Origin of the sequence: Corynebacterium tuberculostearicum, assembly GCF_046097465.1 — a bacterium.
Taxonomy (GTDB): domain Bacteria; phylum Actinomycetota; class Actinomycetes; order Mycobacteriales; family Mycobacteriaceae; genus Corynebacterium; species Corynebacterium tuberculostearicum_I.
In genome coordinates this window covers 1,783,825-1,800,881 of record NZ_CP175799.1, presented here as the reverse complement: position 1 = coordinate 1,800,881, position 17,057 = coordinate 1,783,825, and the positions used below count along the sequence as shown (strand labels likewise).

15 protein-coding genes are annotated in these 17,057 nt (G+C 62.6%); 7 read left to right on the top strand and 8 right to left on the bottom strand.

The window, feature by feature from the left end; genetic code table 11:
- The first annotated feature begins 9 nt into the window (after positions 1-9).
- Positions 10-279, top strand: a complete 270-nt coding sequence (locus tag ACKFRX_RS08550; RefSeq protein ID WP_200435451.1) for a permease — start codon at positions 10-12, stop codon at positions 277-279.
- Here the strand turns inward: ACKFRX_RS08550 and rarD are convergent.
- Positions 266-1,117 (bottom strand): EamA family transporter RarD, encoded by an 852-nt coding sequence (rarD, locus tag ACKFRX_RS08545; protein ID WP_408928277.1) that lies wholly within the window; start codon positions 1,115-1,117, stop codon positions 266-268. The two genes, ACKFRX_RS08550 and rarD, sit on opposite strands and share 14 nt — an antisense overlap.
- A 45-nt stretch (positions 1,118-1,162) precedes the next feature.
- On the opposite strand from rarD, the gene dnaE reads away from it, so the two are divergent.
- Positions 1,163-4,735, top strand: a complete 3,573-nt coding sequence (gene dnaE / locus ACKFRX_RS08540; protein WP_408919818.1) for a DNA polymerase III subunit alpha — start codon at positions 1,163-1,165, stop codon at positions 4,733-4,735.
- A 72-nt stretch (positions 4,736-4,807) separates the two neighbouring features.
- Positions 4,808-5,998 carry a cobalamin-independent methionine synthase II family protein gene (locus ACKFRX_RS08535; protein ID WP_316980810.1) on the top strand — a complete coding sequence of 397 codons (1,191 nt, stop codon included), beginning with the start codon at positions 4,808-4,810 and terminating at the stop codon, positions 5,996-5,998.
- A gap of 49 nt (positions 5,999-6,047) precedes the next feature.
- Here ACKFRX_RS08535 and ACKFRX_RS08530 read toward each other — a convergent pair whose 3' ends face one another.
- Together ACKFRX_RS08530 and ACKFRX_RS08525 are read right to left on the bottom strand one after the other, a co-directional pair.
- Positions 6,048-6,533, bottom strand: coding sequence for a hypothetical protein (locus ACKFRX_RS08530; RefSeq protein WP_005324567.1), 486 nt, complete (start codon positions 6,531-6,533; stop codon positions 6,048-6,050).
- Between the two features lie 62 nt (positions 6,534-6,595).
- The gene (locus ACKFRX_RS08525) at positions 6,596-8,461 is read right to left on the bottom strand and encodes a choice-of-anchor I family protein (RefSeq protein WP_408922069.1); all 1,866 of its coding nucleotides are present in this window, start codon (positions 8,459-8,461) and stop codon (positions 6,596-6,598) included.
- A 99-nt stretch (positions 8,462-8,560) separates the two neighbouring features.
- Here ACKFRX_RS08525 and ilvA point away from each other — a divergent pair, with 99 nt between their 5' ends.
- From ilvA to ACKFRX_RS08505, 4 genes are read left to right on the top strand one after another with little or no spacing between them, the layout of a single operon-like run.
- On the top strand, positions 8,561-9,829 hold the full coding sequence (gene ilvA, locus ACKFRX_RS08520) for a threonine ammonia-lyase IlvA (RefSeq protein WP_408927663.1): 1,269 nt from the start codon (positions 8,561-8,563) through the stop codon (positions 9,827-9,829).
- Positions 9,829-10,467, top strand: coding sequence for a YigZ family protein (locus ACKFRX_RS08515; protein WP_005328833.1), 639 nt, complete (start codon positions 9,829-9,831; stop codon positions 10,465-10,467). Before ilvA ends, ACKFRX_RS08515 begins: the two co-directional genes overlap by 1 nt.
- Before the next feature lie 2 nt (positions 10,468-10,469).
- Positions 10,470-10,709 (top strand): hypothetical protein, encoded by a 240-nt coding sequence (locus tag ACKFRX_RS08510; RefSeq protein ID WP_005324573.1) that lies wholly within the window; start codon positions 10,470-10,472, stop codon positions 10,707-10,709.
- Entirely contained in the window at positions 10,710-11,099 is a 390-nt protein-coding gene (locus ACKFRX_RS08505; protein ID WP_408927662.1) for an RNA-binding S4 domain-containing protein, read from the top strand.
- A 22-nt stretch (positions 11,100-11,121) separates the two neighbouring features.
- Here ACKFRX_RS08505 and ACKFRX_RS08500 read toward each other — a convergent pair whose 3' ends face one another.
- From ACKFRX_RS08500 to ACKFRX_RS08480, 5 genes are all read right to left on the bottom strand, one after another.
- Complete coding sequence (locus ACKFRX_RS08500) at positions 11,122-12,120, bottom strand: GTP pyrophosphokinase family protein (protein ID WP_250409992.1); 999 nt, start codon at positions 12,118-12,120, stop codon at positions 11,122-11,124.
- A gap of 10 nt (positions 12,121-12,130) precedes the next feature.
- Entirely contained in the window at positions 12,131-12,748 is a 618-nt protein-coding gene (locus tag ACKFRX_RS08495) for a hypothetical protein (protein WP_408919824.1), read from the bottom strand.
- Between the two features lie 80 nt (positions 12,749-12,828).
- Entirely contained in the window at positions 12,829-14,160 is a 1,332-nt protein-coding gene (locus tag ACKFRX_RS08490; protein WP_408919825.1) for an exonuclease domain-containing protein, read from the bottom strand.
- A gap of 13 nt (positions 14,161-14,173) precedes the next feature.
- Complete coding sequence (glgX, locus tag ACKFRX_RS08485) at positions 14,174-16,372, bottom strand: glycogen debranching protein GlgX (protein WP_408919826.1); 2,199 nt, start codon at positions 16,370-16,372, stop codon at positions 14,174-14,176.
- Positions 16,373-16,393: 21 nt separating this feature from the next.
- A complete protein-coding gene (locus ACKFRX_RS08480) occupies positions 16,394-16,933 on the bottom strand; it encodes a TetR family transcriptional regulator (RefSeq protein ID WP_250408685.1) in 540 nt (179 codons plus the stop codon).
- Positions 16,934-17,057 lie beyond the last annotated feature (124 nt).

Here is a 17,057-nt window from a genome sequence, read left to right as displayed (position 1 = left end):
ACTAGACCTATGTCCTCGCGCCAGCCCTTTTCGCAGTGGATGCCCAACTACAAATTTGGCTATATCGCCGCGTGGGTCGCGGTGGTGGTTTCCGGCATCGCGCTTTTCATCGGCCTTGTCACCGGCGGCACCTCGATGACGCTGGTGTTTTCCGGGATCGTATGTGCCTATGGCATTTTTCTCGTCGTGGTGATGCCGCGTTGGGCGCTGCGGGCAGAAGAGGAACAGGCGGCGCGTCGCCGCGCCCGCGCCGCTCGCGAGGAACTTAAGCGCTCCTAGCCATGCGCACCAAGTCGGCGACGTAAATCACCACCGCCACACCGATGATGCCGAAGCCGATCCAGCGGTGCGTCGAAAAGTGCTCGTGGGTGACAAAGAGTGCCCACAGCATCTGCATGATGGGGGTGAGGTATTGGAGCATGCCGATCGTCGATAAGCGCAGTGTCCGTGCGCCCTCCGCAAAGCAGAGGAGCGGCAGCGCGGTAATCAAGCCGGCGCTGACCAAAAGCAGCGCGTGGCCGACTCCCTCGCTGGCGAATGTGCCCTGGCCGCTTGTTTCTAGCCACAGGATGTAGCCCACCGCCAGCGGTGACATCACGAGCGCCTCCGCCGCGACCGAGACGGCCGAGGATACCCGGACCTGCTTTTTGAGCAGCCCATAAAAGCCGAAGCTGAAGGCCAGCAGCAGCGAAATGTATGGCGCCTGGCCGGTAAAGAACGTCAAGTACAGCACCGCGATGGCCGCAACGCCCACCGCGCCGGCCTGCCACGGCCGCAGCCGCTCCTTCAAAAACACCATGCCGAGGGCGACCGACACCAGGGGATTGATGAAATATCCCAGCGCCGCATCGGCCACGTGGTTGCTATTAATCGCCACCACGTAGGTGCCCCAATTGACCGTGATGAATACACCCGCGGCCGCAAGCCAACCCCACGTGCGCTTGTCCATGCGCGCCATTTCGCGCCACCGGCCGCTGAGGAGCAAAAATCCCGTGACCAGCACCGCGGTCCACAACACGCGGTGAGCCAAGATTTCCAGCGGCGATGCCGGCAGCAACAGGGGGAAGAACGCGGGGAAAAATCCCCACATGATGTAGGCGGCGAGCGTGTAGAGCATCACAAAATAATAGCCCATTTTGACCGCCCCGCTATGATGAGCCGCATGGCCAAAAACTCCTCCTTCGTCCACCTGCACAACCACACCGAGTTTTCCATGCTGGACGGCATGGCCAAGGTCGATATGCTGGCCGACGAGGTGGTTCGCCAGGAGATGCCGGCCGTCGGCATGACCGACCACGGCAACATGTATGGCTCTGATGCCTTCTACCGCCGCATGACCGGTGCCGGTGTCAAGCCCATCATCGGCATCGAGGCGTATATGGCGCCCGAATCTCGCTTCAATAAGAAGCGCGTGCTGTGGGGCACTCCAGATCAAAAGCGCGACGACGTCTCCGCGTCCGGTGCCTACCTCCACCAAACGATGATCGCGGAGAATGCCACCGGCCTGCGCAACCTCTTTACCTTGTCCTCGCTGGCTTCCTACGAAGGCCAGTTGGGCAAGTGGCCGCGCATGGACGCCGAGCTCATCGCCGAGCACGCAGACGGCATCATCGCCACCACCGGTTGCCCCTCCGGCGACGTCCAGACCCGCCTGCGCCTGGGCCAATTCAACGAAGCGCTGGAGGCCGCGGCCATGTGGCAGGACATCTACGGCAAGGACAACTTCTTTTTGGAGTTGATGGACCATGGACTGGACATCGAAAAGCGCACGCGCGATGGCCTGCTAGAAATCGGCCGCAAGCTAGACCTGCCCCCGCTGGTGACCAATGACTGCCACTACGTGCTGGAGTCCCAGGCGCCGGCGCACGAGGCGATGCTGTGCGTGCAGACCGGCAAGACTTTCATGGACCCGGACCGCTTCAAGTTCGGCGGCACCGGCTACTACATTAAGTCGGCCGCGCAGATGCGCGAGACCTGGGACGATATGATTCCAGATGGCTGCGATAACACCCTGTGGATTGCCGAGCGCGTGCAAGACTACGGCGAGATCTGGGAAGAACACACCCACGATCGCATGCCTATTGCCGACGTCCCCGAGGGCCATACCCCAACCTCCTGGCTCACCCACGAGGTGATGGAGGGCCTGCAGGAGCGCTTCCCCGGCCAGGATGTTCCGGAGGAGTATATCGAGCGCGCCAAGTATGAGATCTCCGTTATTGAGATGAAGGGCTACCCGTCCTACTTCCTCATCGTGGCCGAGCTTATTAAGCACGCGCGCTCCGTGGGCATTCGTGTGGGGCCGGGCCGTGGCTCGGCGGCCGGTGCGCTCGTCGCTTACGCGCTGACCATTACCAATATCGACCCGCTGGAGCACGATCTCCTCTTCGAGCGATTCTTGAACCCAGAACGCCCGTCCGCACCCGATATCGATATCGACTTCGACGACCGCCGTCGCGGTGAAATGATCACCTATGCGGCCGAGCGCTGGGGCGAGGACAAGGTGGCGCAGGTTATTACCTTCGGCACGGTGAAGACTAAGCAGGCCATTAAGGACTCGGCCAAGGTGCACTTTGGCCAGCCCGGCTTCCAGATGGCCGACCGCATCAACGGCGCGCTGCCGCCGGCCATCATGGCCAAGGACATTCCGCTTAAGGGCATCACGGACCCGGACCACGAGCGCTACTCAGAGGCCGCCGAGGTCCGCCAGATGGTGGAATCCGACCCGGATGTGAAAAAGATCTATGACACGGCGCGGGGCTTGGAGGGCGTCGTCAGGCAGGCGGGCGTGCACGCCTGTGCGGTGATTATGGCTTCGGTCCGGCTCATGGACCACATTCCTATGTGGAAGCGCCCGGCCGACGGCGCTTATATCACCGGCTGGGATTACCCGGCCTGCGAGGCCATCGGCCTGCTGAAGATGGACTTTTTGGGCCTGCGCAACCTCACCGTAATCGGCGATGCGATTGAAAACATCAAGCGCAACCGCGGCGAAGAAATCCACTTGGAGCAGCTGCATGCCGACGACCCCAAGGTCTCCAAGGTCTATGACCTGCTCTCGCGCGGCGATACGCTGGGCGTCTTCCAGCTCGACTCCGGCGGCATGCAGGAGCTGCTCAAGCGCATGAAGCCGACCGGCTTTAAGGATATTGTGGCCTCCCTTGCGCTCTACCGCCCGGGCCCGATGGGTGTGAACGCCCACTGGGACTACGCGGACCGCAAGAACGGCCGTAAGGAAATCACTCCGATTCACCCGGAGTTGGAAGAGCCGCTCAAGGAAATCCTGGATGAGACCTATGGTCTCATCGTCTACCAGGAGCAGATCATGCGTATCTCGCAGAAGGTCGCCAACTACACGGCCGGCGAGGCAGATGGCTTCCGTAAGGCAATGGGTAAGAAGAAGCCCGAGGTGCTGGCCCAGCAGTACGACAAGTTCTGGGGCGGCATGCAAGAAAATGGCTACTCCAAGTCCGCCATGGACGCGCTGTGGGGCACCATCGAGCCCTTCGCGTCCTACGCGTTTAACAAGTCCCACGCCGCGGGCTACGGCTTGGTGTCCTTCTGGACGGCCTACCTCAAGGCCTACTATGCACCGGAGTACATGGCCGCGTTGTTGACCTCGGTGGGCGATAAGAAAGATAAGTCCGCCATCTACCTATCGGACTGCCGCCACCTGGGCATCAAGGTGCTGCCGCCGTCCGTCAACGAGTCCGAGGAGGACTTCCAGGCGGTGGGAGAGGATATCCGCTTCGGCATGGGCGCTATCCGCAACGTCGGCTCGGAAGTGGTGGAATCCATCATCAAATCCCGCCACGACAAGGGCGCGTTTACCTCCTTTAGCGATTACCTGGACAAGATCGAGCTCACCGCCTGCACCAAGCGCGTGACAGAAGCGCTGATTAAGGCCGGCGCCTTCGATGACTTGAACCACCCGCGCAAGGGCCTCATGCTCATCCACGAGGACGCGGTGGATGCGGTGCAAACCACCAAGAAGGCCGCGGATAAGGGACAGTTCGATCTCTTCGCTGGAATTGGCGGGGGAGAGGACGACGCGGCTTCCAACGCTTTTGCCTTGGACATTCCAGAAGACAACTGGGATCGCAAACACGAGCTCGCCCTCGAGCGCGAAATGCTGGGTCTATATGTTTCCGGCCACCCACTCGATGGCTTCGAGGAGGCGCTGGCCGCGCAGACGGATACCCCGCTGACCAAGATCCTCAACGACGAGGTGCATAACGGCCAAGAGCTCATCATCGGCGGCATCATTTCGGGCGTGGACCGTCGCTTCTCTAAGCGTGATGGCTCGCCGTGGGCCATTGTCACGGTGGAAGACCACAACGGCGCGCAGGTGGAAATCCTGGTCTTCAACAAGGTGTACTCGCTCGTCGCCCCGCAGATCGTGGAGGACAATATCATCCTCGCGCGTGTCAACGTCAAGGTGCGCGATGAGCGCCGTTCGCTGTTCTGCTCCGATATCCGCGTGCCGGAGCTGGGCCCGGGCGGCGGCGCCGGCCTGCCGCTGCGCCTGACCATGCGCACGGACCAGTGCACCATGGAAAACATTGCCCGGCTCAAGCAGGTTCTGCTCAAAAACCAGGGCGAGTCGGACGTGTATCTCGAGCTTGTCGACGGCTCCGAGTCCACCACCATGATCCTCGGCGACCACCTGCGCGTGGAGCGATCTGGCAACCTCATGGGCGACCTCAAGGCCACCATGGGCGCGGGCATATTAGGCTGAATTTAAACTCTGCGGACGCAGGCGCCCTCCACTAATCTAGACAGCACAGTCTATAACGATGGAGGAAACCTGATGGTGAACAAGATTCGCACCACCCACGTCGGCTCGCTGCCGCGCACCCCGGAGCTGCTGGAAGCCAACCTGCAGCGCGGGGAGCTGCCGGCCGCGGAGTTTCAGGGGATTTTGGAGGCTGCGGTGGCGGACGTCGTCAAGCGGCAGCTCGATCTCGGCCTCGATATCATTAACGAGGGCGAGTACGGCCATATCACCTCTGGCGCGGTGGATTATGGCGCGTGGTGGAATTATTCGTTTAGCCGCCTGGGCGGGCTGACGATGACGGATACCGACCGCTGGGAATCGGCCGAGGTGGTGCGCTCTAAGCCGGGTGAGCCGCGGCTGACGTCGTTTATTGATCGCCGCGACCGCGCGCTGTTCTCGGAGGCCTATAATGACCCGGATTCTGGCATCTTCACCGGCCGCGCCAAGGTGGCGAACCCAGAGTTTACCGGACCGGTAACCTACATCGGCCAGGATGAGGTCGCCGCCGATGTGCGCTTGCTTGCCGACGCCCTCCCGGCCGGCACCCCCGGCTTCATCGCCGCCCTTTCGCCCGGCTCGGCAGCGCGCCTGACCAACCGCTACTACGACGATGAGCATGAGCTGCTTGCCGACGTCGGCCGCGCCATGCGTACCGAATACCAGGCCATCACCGACGCTGGGCTTACTGTGCAATTCGACGCGCCCGACTTGGCTGAGGCTTGGGACCAAATCAATCCCGAGCCGTCCGTGAAGGACTTCCGCGGTTTTATTCGCGAGCGCATCGACGTCCTCAATGATTCCATCGCCGGCCTGCCCAAGGAACAAACGCGCCTGCACATCTGCTGGGGCTCCTGGCACGGCCCGCACGTTACCGACGTGCCCTTTGCGGATATCATCGAGGAAATTCTGCGTGCCGAGGTCGGCGGATTCTCCTTCGAGGCCGCTTCGCCGCGCCACGCGCATGAGTGGCGCGTGTGGCAGGACCACGCGCTGCCCGAAGGCACTGTGATTTACCCGGGCGTGGTATCTCACTCCACCAACGCGGTAGAGCATCCGCGCCTCGTGGCCGATCGCATCATCCAATTCGCTGAGGTAGTCGGCCCCGAAAACGTCATCGCGTCGACCGATTGCGGCTTGGGCGGCCGCCTGCACCCCCAGATTGCCTGGGCGAAGTTGCAGTCCTTGGTCGAGGGCGCGGAGATTGCTACCCGCGAACTCTTCTAAAACACACAAAGCCGCTCCGGAGCTCCGGAGCGGCTAAATTATTCAGTGCTTAGAAGCGCACGCCCAGCTGCTTGAGGGCATTCTTCATCGGCTCCAGCACGGCCGGGTTCACCTTGGCAACCATGGTGAAGGCCTGCAGCAGCGCGGCAACGAGGCTGGCAGCCACGGTAACCCAGCTCATGACCTCGAGGAACTTCTCTGGGGAAGAGGAACCCCAGATAGGCAGGCGCTTGAGTGCCTCGATTTGTTGCGCCTCTGCTTCCTCGGCTACGCAGTCCGGCTCCTTTGGCATTCCGGAAGAGCCGTAGCCGTTGGCCAGGCCCTGCATGAGCTCCTGCGGGGTGCGGGCGGAAGATCCGAGCTCGCCGCTCTCAATCTTCTTGAGGTGCTCTTCCTTGGCGTTGTCGACCTCGGCCTGGCATTCGGCCGAAATCTCCTTCGGCTTATCTTCTGCGGCAGAAGCGGTTGCTGGTGCAACGAGGCCCGCTGCCACGGCGGTGGCGGCGACGAGCGAAGTGCTGAGACGGTTGCGCATGGTTCTCCTTTAGAGTGAGAGGTATTAGCCTCAAACAATTTAGCAGGTAAATCCCGGAAGGTCTATGGCAATAGCTTGCGCACCTGCGCCGGCAACAGCGCATAGAACTCGTCGACGGTCTTCGGCAGGAAGCCCAGCGCCCCGCCAATCAGGGCGCCAAGACCTACCAAACCAGCCACGATGCCCACGCCGGCAGCGACGCTGCTGCCGCTGCTGCTGTTGCTGGAACCGTCGGAGCTGCCGGATGCGGTAGGGGAGTCGGGGTTGTCGGAGGCGTCGGCAAGCAGGTCCTTGACGGAGAACACGGTGGTGGTGCCGGATACCTCGTTGCCGGCGATGAGAAGGGCGTCCTCGGCAGGGGAGTCAGCGGCGGGAACGAAGGCTAGACCCTCTGGTCCGAGGTCGCCGGCCTTGGTGGTTGCAGCAACATCGTCCTCGTCGTAGCCAACGGAGAAATCGCGATTGTTGACGTAGGTGACAAATTTTGCCTCGGCGGGAGTGGTTACGTCATAGACAAAGATGCCGCCCACGCGCTCTGCGCCGATGAAGGCATAGGTGCGATCGCCAACCTTGCCGATGGTCAAGGCTTCCGGCTCTGGTCCCTTGTTATCGGAGCGGTCATCGAAATCCGGATCCTCGTTATCAGCGTTGAAGTTCAGGCCGGGCATATCCTTAGTGATGTTCTCGAAGTCCGCACCGGAGTCGAAGACGACGTTGCCCTCGGCGTCGTAGATGCTAAAGGAGCGCGAACCATAGGAATACAGGCCGTCGAAGCACTCTTTTTCTTCGTTCCAGCCAGAAGCGTTGGTGAGCTTGAGGTTGCCGGCGAACTTCTTATCCTCAATGCCCTCGGGAAGCTCGAGATCGTCGCAGACCTTGCCGTCCTTTACTAGGTCCTTGAGCTCTACTTCGTCGGTATAGCCTCCCCACTCGCGAGCATCGCCCTCGTTGGCGGTGGCGAAATAAGTCTGGCCCTCCGACTCGAAGGCGCCGATGGAGTCCGGCATGGACAGGCCCTTGACCGGAATGGTGCGCAGCTCCGCGGCGTCATCCTTATTGGACGGATCCAGCGGCACCTGGGAGTGGTCCGCGATATGGGCGGGGATTACCTTTTCCACGGTGGCGGACTCGATATCGATGACCGCGATGGCGTTGTTTTCCTGCAGCGTGGCATAGGCCTTGCCGCCCGCGGAAGAAATGTATTCCGGTTCGAAGTCCCGCGAAGGCAGGTTATGGTGCTCGGAGGGGCCGAAGACACGGATCGAGGGGTCGAGGTCGGCGGTGTCAAAGGCGGTGAAGTCGGCCGTGCGGACGTCGCCAAGCGCGGGCGCTGCGACGTCCTCGGGCAGGCTGATGACAGAAATGGAGCCCTCTGGGTCCTTGAGGTAGGCGGTGCCCTCGGCGTTGAGGGCGTCGGAAGGCTCGCCCTCGTTGGCAACCAGCGCGTGGCGGCCGTCGGCGGTGAGGTGCACGTTATCGGGCAGGGCGCCAACGCCCACGCGCCCAAGCTCCTCGCCGGTTTCGGCATTGAAGAACAGCGCCTCGCCGTTATCGGTTTTGTCCGCCTGCTGCACCGCGGCGACGGCCAGGCCATCGGGGCGCACGGCCACGGAGTTGATTTCCTTGTCCCCACCGGCGGAGAGGGCGCCGATCTTGCGCGGCTTAGTGGGATCGGAGGCGTCCAGGATATCGACCTCACCGGAGCGCGCATTGACGGTGAGGATGCGCTGGGACGCAGCGTGGTAGGCGACGATTTCGGCGGCGGATTTGCCCAGCACGCCGGATTCATGGGAACCGATGGGGGTCAGCTGCAGTGCCGCGTTGGGGGCGGAGTGTTCCAGCACGTTATCCACGATATGGGCGTGAGCGGCCGGGGCACAGGCGAGGACGAGCGAGGAGGTAACGCAGAGAGAGATGCGCTTGAGCATAAGTATTCCTTTCTTGTGGTTATGTCCACTATTGCTGACCGAGGTAACGCTGCAACTAAAGGACAGTGAATTTCCAGTAAATGGGTAGACTGTCAAGACATGACTGATTCGACCATCCATGCATCCGATATCCAGCAGGCGCAGGCGCGGATTAGCTCGGAAATCGCCCCGACTCCGCTGCAGTACTGCGCCCGGCTGTCGGCCGAGACGGGCTGCGAGGTCTATCTCAAGCGGGAGGATCTGCAGGACGTGCGCTCCTATAAGATTCGCGGCGCGTTAAACGGTATGTCGAATGTTCCCCAGGAAGAGCGCGGCCGGGGAATTGTTACGGCCTCGGCCGGCAATCATGCGCAGGGCGTGGCCTATGCCTGCCGCACGATGGGCATTGCCGGCAAGATTTTCGTGCCGGAGCCCACGCCGATGCAAAAGCGCGACCGCATCCTGGTCCATGGCGGCGACCAGGTGGAGCTGGTGGTGGTCGGCGCCAACTTCGATGAGGCAGCTGCCGCCGCGCATGCCGACGCCGCCGAGCGCGGCGCCACCTTCATCGAGCCCTTCGACGCCCGCGATACCATCACCGGGCAAGGCACGGTCGCAGCGGAAGTTCTGGCGCAGCTTTCGGCCAAGGGCAAGTCGCTCGATACCATCGTCGTTCCTGTGGGTGGCGGCGGCCTGATTTCCGGCATCACCTCCTACGTGGCGGATATGGCGCCGCAGACCCGGGTGGTGGGCATGGAGCCGGAGGGGGCGGCGTCGCTAAGAGCGGCATTTGACCACGGCGGACCAGTCACGCTGGAGGAGGTCGATCCCTTCGTGGATGGCGCGGCCGTCAAGCGCCTAGGCGCGCTGCCCTATGAGATTTTGCAGGCCAATCGCGAGCGCCTGAGCTTCGATACCGTGTCCGAGGGCGCGGTGTGCACGGACTTGCTCAACCTGTATCAAAATGAGGGCATCATTGCGGAGCCGGCCGGTGCACTGTCGGTAGCGGGCCTGCACCAAGTGGACTTGGAACCAGGCTCGACGGTGGTGTGCGTAATTTCCGGCGGCAATAACGATGTGCTGCGCTACGCTGAAATCATGGAGCGCTCCCTGGTCCACCGCGGCCTGAAGCATTATTTCTTGGTGAATTTCCCGCAGGAGCCGGGCCAGTTGCGCCACTTCTTGCACGAGATTTTGGGCCCGACCGATGACATCACGCTCTTTGAATATCTCAAGCGCAATAACCGCGAGACGGGCGCTGCGCTGGTGGGCCTGCAGCTTAGCCGCGCCGAGGATCTCGAGGGCCTGCTAGAGCGCATGGGAGAATCCAAGATTTCGGTGCAGTACCTCAAGCCCGACACCCCCGAGTACGAATTCCTCGTGGCCTAATGCAGGATTCTTATCGTCGCCCAGTGGGCCAGGTTGAACACGAAATTGAGATTAAGCGCTCCCGGTTCATTACCTTGATCGGCCGCGTCACTAATGAGGAAGAAGCCCGCGCGTTTATCGACGCCGCCCGCAGCCGCTTTCCCGACGCCCGCCACCATTGCTCCGCCTACGTCTACCACGTTGATGGTGCGAACCCGGTGGAGCGCTCTTCCGATGACGGCGAGCCCTCCGGTACGGCCGGAAAGCCGATGCTAGACGTGGTGAAGGGCTCCGGCATGCTCGATGTGTGCGCGGTGGTCGTGCGCTACTTTGGCGGCATCAAGCTGGGCGCCGGCGGGCTGGTGCATGCCTATGGTGGTGCGGTGAGCGAGGCCATGGAGAAGGTGCGCGCGGTAACCAGGGCGCGCCGGGAGCTTTATGCCGTGGAGTGCCCGCATGCGACGGCTGGGCGCGTGGAAGCGGATCTGCGTGGGCGCGGCTATGAGATAACCGATACCGCCTATGCGGCCGCGGTGACTTTTACGCTGGCCGTGCGCCCGGGTGGGCTGGACGAGCTGGAAGCTACGCTGGCGGCGATCTCGCAGGGACAGCTCGAAGCGGCAGAGGCCGGCAGCGCGTGGGTTGAGGTAGGATCCTGACCATGACTATGCAGCAGCGACCGAATAACCCCATTGCGCAGCGCAAGCAGCAGGTGCGCAAGCACTCCCGCAACGCCGTCGTATGCGTGGCCGGCGGCATTGGTGTGGGCGTAGTGCTCGGCGTGCTTTCGGCTAACTTCTGGGCCTGGATGCTAATTGGTGCCATCGTTGCCGTCGCAGGTGGCGGCTATAACTGGCTGAAGATCCAGAAAATCGTCAACGAGAACCACAACCAGTACTAGATGCCGGCACCGCAACCTAGCGGCCGCCCCGTCAGGATCGATGCCTGGGTGTGGGCCGTTCGCATGTTTAAAACCCGGTCCGCGGCCGCGACGGCCGTGCGCGCCGGGCACGTGAAGATAAACGGCGAGGCCGTCAAGCCTTCCCAACAGGTGGTGCCGGGCGACCGCGTGCGCGTGTGGCGCAACCACCATGAGCATGACCTCGAGGTTTTAGCGACCGTCGCTAAGCGCGTCGGCGCGCCCGTCGCGCGTACCTGCTATACGGACCACGCGCCACCGCCGCCGCCCAAGGAGTTTCTGCCGTCGGTTCCCGTGCGCCCGCGCGGTGCCGGCCGGCCGACGAAGAAGGAACGCCGCGACATAGAGAAATTCCGCGGCGGTTTCCGGTAAGTTACCGAAACATACTGCGCGGCTAGTGGGCGGCGCGTAGGGCTTTCAGGCGCGCAGTAAGCCGCCGCTTGCGGCCCGGGCGGTCGCCGGATTCGGCGGTGGCCTCGATGTGTTGCTTGCCAAACTTGTTGAGCAGGAGGTCGTCGATAAGCCGCACCTGGCCGGGGCGGAAGCGGTAGCGCATGGCGTCGTGGACGTGAGCAATGGCGGTATCATCCAGCAGCTGCTCAAGCTGACCCAAGTGGCGCACGCCGTTTTGCTCCAAGAGCTCCGCCAAGAAGCGGTAGTGCTCCGAGCGCGAGAGCGGGAAGCGATTACCCAAGATGATGGCGAGCACGCCCGGCAGGGTCTCGGCGGTAAGCTCGACGTCCTTGTCGGTTTCTGTATCGGGGGCCTTGAGGGCGGCGATCTCATCGAATTGCTGGTCTGCAAGCTCGATAAGCCCCGCGGCCAAGGTAAAGAGACGATCTACCTCCGGCGAGGGTGGGTTCGGCCCCTGCTTATAGCGGATATCGTGCTCAAACTCCGCCCACGCGTGCTGCAGGACGGTGCGAATCTGCACCTCAAAAGTCCATCCCACGTAGGCGGCGAGCTCTTCCATTGCAGCCGCGCTATCTTCGGTCACAGTCAGCACCAGGTGGTGGGAGCCGTAGCCAAAGCCGCCGGAAATGCGAGTCTCGGCCGCTTTGTCAACGGAGCGTTCAACCTTAAAGGATTCACCAAAAACGCCTAGCGCTTCTGGAATAGCGGTGGAGTGATACAACGTCACACGCACGCCCATCACATCGTGGATCTCTTGCCAGGGCTGGGGATAGACAAAATCGCCGTTCTCGCGGCGCTTTTTGGCCTTCGCCTTCAGTGAGGGCCAGGTTTTGACGCGGGTAGAGACGCGGTCGAAGATGATGCCGGCGTCATTGAGGAGGTCCTCGATGGCGGTGCGGAAGTCCACCGCGGCGGTGGGGTGGCTGCGCGCCCAGTCGTGGTACTGGTTGCTCAGCCGCGACATCCTACTTTCCGGCATGGTGCTCCTTTCATAACTCCCGCGGGAATCCGTTAGACCATACTAGCGGGCGTGGGTGGAGCACGGTGCGATGGCGGGGCACGCGCGCGACGGCATCGGCGGCCAGCTGGCGGGCATAGGTGTCCGGCAGGTGGGCAAAGGCAAAGAGCGTGGCGGAGTCCGGAACTAGGTAGGTCAGGGAGTGCGATCGCAGGAGGCGGCGCATGTGCTTGTCCAGCACGGTAAAGGTCTCCGGGTGGGCAATCCAGGAGGAAATCGGTGCGCCGTGGGAGCGGACCTGCAAGCCAGCGAAACGGGCGGCGGAAGGAAGCTCGCAGGCCGCGGGGCGGGTCCAAAAACGCAACCCTTGCGAATCGAGGGCGGCGCGCTGCAGGTTATGGGAGGCGTGGTTCCATGCGCGGCGCGCGGAGATATCCATGTCCGCGAGGCCGCGGTGGCTGAGCCGGCGAAAGGTCTGCTTGCCGGGAAAGACCAGCGCCATGGACAGGCTGGGGGAGAGCTGGATGGTGGCGAGGGAGTCGCAGAAGCCGTCGTCGGAAAGCCGCTGTTCCTTCAGCCACGAGCGGGCAAAGAGCGCAGGCAGCAGGTTTGCGGTGGTGGGACGGGGCGGGCGCAGGGCGACGGTCACGGCGGGTTCTCCAGTGCGGCGGTAGGGTGCGGTCGCCTTTATTGGACTGGAGAAACCGCTGTTTGGTTCCCCGGGTGGGCCTAGAAGGGGGGCTCGGCGTCGAGTTGCAGCTCGGCAAAGAGCTTATCGGCCGGCCAGATATCGATTTCTTGGCCCTTGGCCTGCAGCTCCTCCGCGCGCTTTTCCTTGGAGGTTTTCTTGGCCCATTCGCCCACGATGAGCAGGGTGGTCTTTTTGGTGACGTTCTTGGCCACTTGGCCGCCGCGCTCGGCGATGCCCTGCCACAGCACGCCCTTATCGTAGGGCTCGAAATCGCCGGTGAGGGTGACGTGCTGGCCGTAGAGTGCGCCTTCCGGGTCGGCGTCGGGGCTGGGCTCCGGGATTGTGTCCGGGGTAGCGACGGACTGCCACGGGGCGGGCCCGCTGGACTTCTTCTTGGTGGAACCGGCCGCGCGGGTCTCATCGCGGAAATCGGTGCCTGCGCCGAGGTCCGCGCCGGAGGTGGGGGCCGTGTGGGCACGCAGGACGGGCAGGATGGCCTCGGAATCAAGGCGGCCCAAGGTGAATTCGCGGGCGGTGAATAGATCGCGGATGCTGCCGGTGTGCCCGAAGCGCTCGGCCAAACGGGCGATGATTTCGCCGGCCGCACGAGCATCCTCGGTGGCGTCGTGGTGGCTGAAGTCCGGCGCAGACAGGTGGGCGGCGACGGTGGGCAGCTTGTGGTTGCGCACCGAAATAACCTTGGCCTTGGAGGCATCGCGGGACAGCGCGAGGGAGCAGGCCAGCGGCACGGTGGGCACCTCGGCACCGGCAGTAAGCAGGCCGGAGCGCAGTGCGGTGGAATCGAACTGGGCGTTGTGGGCGACAAGCACGTCGCCGCCGAGGAAATCGAAGAGCTCCTTGGCGACGTCGGCAAAAGCCGGCGCTCCTTTCACATCGTCCGCGGTAATGCCGTGGATGGAGACGTTGATATCGGCAAAGTGCTCTAGGCCTGGTGGAGGGGTGCACAGCCAGGACCGGGAGTCGGTCTCCTGGCCGTCGCGGAAGCGTACCGCACCGATTTGGCAGATCGAGCCCCAGTTGTCATTGGCCGTTTCCACGTCCACGGCGGTGAAATCGAGGCCGGGGATGGTGGCGGCGGAGGAGGGGGCCTCGCCGCGCTGTGCGGCGGAAATGGTGCGGGCGACTGCCTGCGGGTCTTGGTGCGGGGCGAAGGCGATAGTGCCGGCGGCGCCCAACTCGAGGGCGCCGAAGCCGGTGGCGGTCGGTTCACTCACGCGCACGGTGTCGATGGACTCAAGCGGGATATCCTGCGTGGCGGGGGCGCCGAGGCTGGTAGCCAGCAGGGTGCGGTGGAGCACGAGTTTATCCGCTGTGACATCGATGAGTACGCCGTGCGCGGGAAATGACACGAGGGGCCTTTCTCTAGGAATCGAAGATGGGCGGTTCAATCTGACGCAGAATCAGCGTTGAACGCGGCTGCACCGTGATCGTACCCTCTGCCTCAATGAGGGTTTCCTCCGCGGGGTAGCCGCCGGAATCGGCGGTATCGACCATCAGCCGCCACGTAGCGCCGAGATCCTTGGTGGGCAGGGTGAACTCGATTTCGCCGTCGTGGGAGTTGAAAATCATGATGAAGGAATCATCGGTGATGCGCTCGCCGCGGGCGGTGGTTTCCGTAATCGCATTGCCATTGAGGTAGACCATGAGGGCGCGGCCGAAGTCGTGGTCCCAGTCGTCTTGGGTCATCAGGCGGCCCGAAGGAACCAGCCAGGCGATATCGCGTTCCTTGACGTCCGCGCCGAGTGGGCCGCCGGCGAGGAAACGCTTGCGGCGGAAGACGGGGTGGTGGTTGCGGATGGCCAAGACGCGCTTGGTAAAGCCCAGCATCGCGGCGGATTTTTCTTCCTTCAGCATGGACCAGTCCATCCATGACAGCTCGTTGTCCTGGCAGTAGACGTTATTATTTCCATCCTGCGTGCGGCCGAATTCATCGCCATGCGAGAGCATAGGAGTGCCCTGGGAAAGCAGGAGAGTGGTCAGGAAGTTGCGGGCCTGACGGCGGCGCAGCTTGCGGATATCGTCGTTATCGGTGGGGCCTTCCTCGCCACAGTTCCAGGAGCGGTTGAAAGATTCGCCGTCGCGGTTGTCCTCGCCATTGGCCTCGTTGTGCTTGTCGTTATAGGACACAAGATCGCGCAAGGTAAACCCATCGTGAGCGGTGATGAAGTTGATGGAGGCGGTGGGGCGGCGGTCATTATCGGCATAGAGGTCCGAAGAGCCGGTCAGGCGGGAGGCGAATTCACCTAGGGTAGCGGGCTCGCCGCGCCAGAAATCGCGCACGGTATCGCGGTACTTGCCGTTCCATTCGCTCCAAATCGGCGGGAAGTTGCCCACCTGGTAGCCATCGTGGCCAATGTCCCACGGCTCGGCGATGAGCTTAACCTGGCTGACAATGGGGTCTTGCTGGACTAGGTCGAAGAAGGTAGCGAGCTTATCGACGTCGTCAAGCTCCCGCGCCAAGGTCGCAGCCAAGTCGAAGCGGAAGCCATCGACGCGCATCTCCGTAACCCAGTAGCGCAGCGAATCCATAATCAGCTGCAGCGAGTGCGGGTGGCGGACATTGAGGGAATTGCCGGTGCCGGTGTAATCCATGTAATGGGCCTCATCGCCCTCGACGAGGCGATAGTAGGCGCCATTGTCGATGCCGCGGAAAGCAATGGTCGGGCCCATGTGATTGCCCTCGGCGGTGTGGTTATAAACCACGTCGAGGATGACCTCGATGCCGGCCTCGTGGAAGGCGCGAACCATGGACTTGAACTCGGAGACCACCTCGCCCGGCTTCTTGGCAAAGGCATAGTCATGGTGTGGGGCGAAAAAACCGAAGGTGTTATAGCCCCAGTAGTTGCGCAGGCCCAGGTTGCGCAGGCGATCGTCCTGCAGGAATTGGTGGACGGGCATGAGCTCGACGGTGGTAACGCCAAGCTCTTTGAAGTAGTCAATGACGGCAGGGTGGGCCATGCCGGCATACGTGCCGCGGAGCTCTTCCGGCACGTCCGGATGAGTCATGGTCATGCCCTTGACGTGGGTTTCGTAGATGACCTTTTCGTTATCCGGAATATGCGGGCGGTGGTCGCTGCGCCAGTCAAAGAAGGGGTTAATCACCACCGACAACATGGTGTGGCCCAGCGAGTCTTCCTCGTTGCGGCCGGTGCCAGGTTCCTCGGCGTGGATGTCATAGGAGTAGAGGGAGGCATCGCCGTCGAATTCGCCGTCGAAGGCCCTAGCATAAGGGTCCACTAGGAGCTTGGAAGGATCGCAGCGCAGGCCGTTTTCTGGTTCATAGGGGCCATAGACGCGGTAGCCGTAGCGCTGGCCAGGGGTGACATTGGGGAGGTAGATATGCCACACATGGGCGGTGACCTCCGACATTTCGATGCGTTCCTCGTTGCCTTCCTTGTCGATGAGGCAGAGCTCGACTTTGTCTGCTACCTCGGAAAACAGGGCAAAGTTGGTGCCGGATCCATCGAAGGTGGATCCCAGTGGGGTGGGTTTGCCGGGCCAGATTTGGCGGCCGTAGCTCTCGGTGGGCGTGGGGACTGCGTCCATGGCGGGAGTGTTCATGCCCACGAGCATAACCACTTTTTAGTCGCCGGCGCCGTGCGTAAGTCCAGCGTTAATAATGCGTACGCCGCGAATGAGGTCTGCGCGATAATCTGCGGCGGGAGTCTCGCCGGTGGTTTCTGCAAGCTGGCGTTGGGACTGTTCCATCAAGGTGGCGCCGAGCACGAGGTGAATGGCGGAGAGCGCGGCGGCGCGGTGGGCGCTGTCGGCGGCGGGCGTGCTGTGAGCGGTTGCAGCGGTGAAGGCCGCCAAGAGGCGGTCCCAGGCCGGGGCCTGCGGGAGGGAGAGGCCGGCAATGACTACCTCGGCGCCGTCGCGGCGGGCGAGCAGCAAATCACGAAGATTGAGGCTGATAGCCTCGAGCGACTCCCCAGAAACGGGGGAGATAATGTCCTCCGCTAGGGCTGCAATGAGCGCCTGTTTATTGGCAATATGCCAGTAGAGCGCGCCGGGGGCGACGCCGAGGGAGGAAGCAACGCGACGCATGGTGACGTCGCCAAGCCCGTAGGCATCAAGCAGGGAAAGAGCGGCGTCGATAATACTCTCGCGGTTTATGTGCACCTTGGCAATTGTACGGACTTGGCCGGGGGACGGTAGTTCACAGGTTCTTTTAACGGAGTCTCAATGTCATTTCCATCGTCGGGTTGTTAGTATTGCGAAGACAAATAAGAGGCCGCCCTTGGGG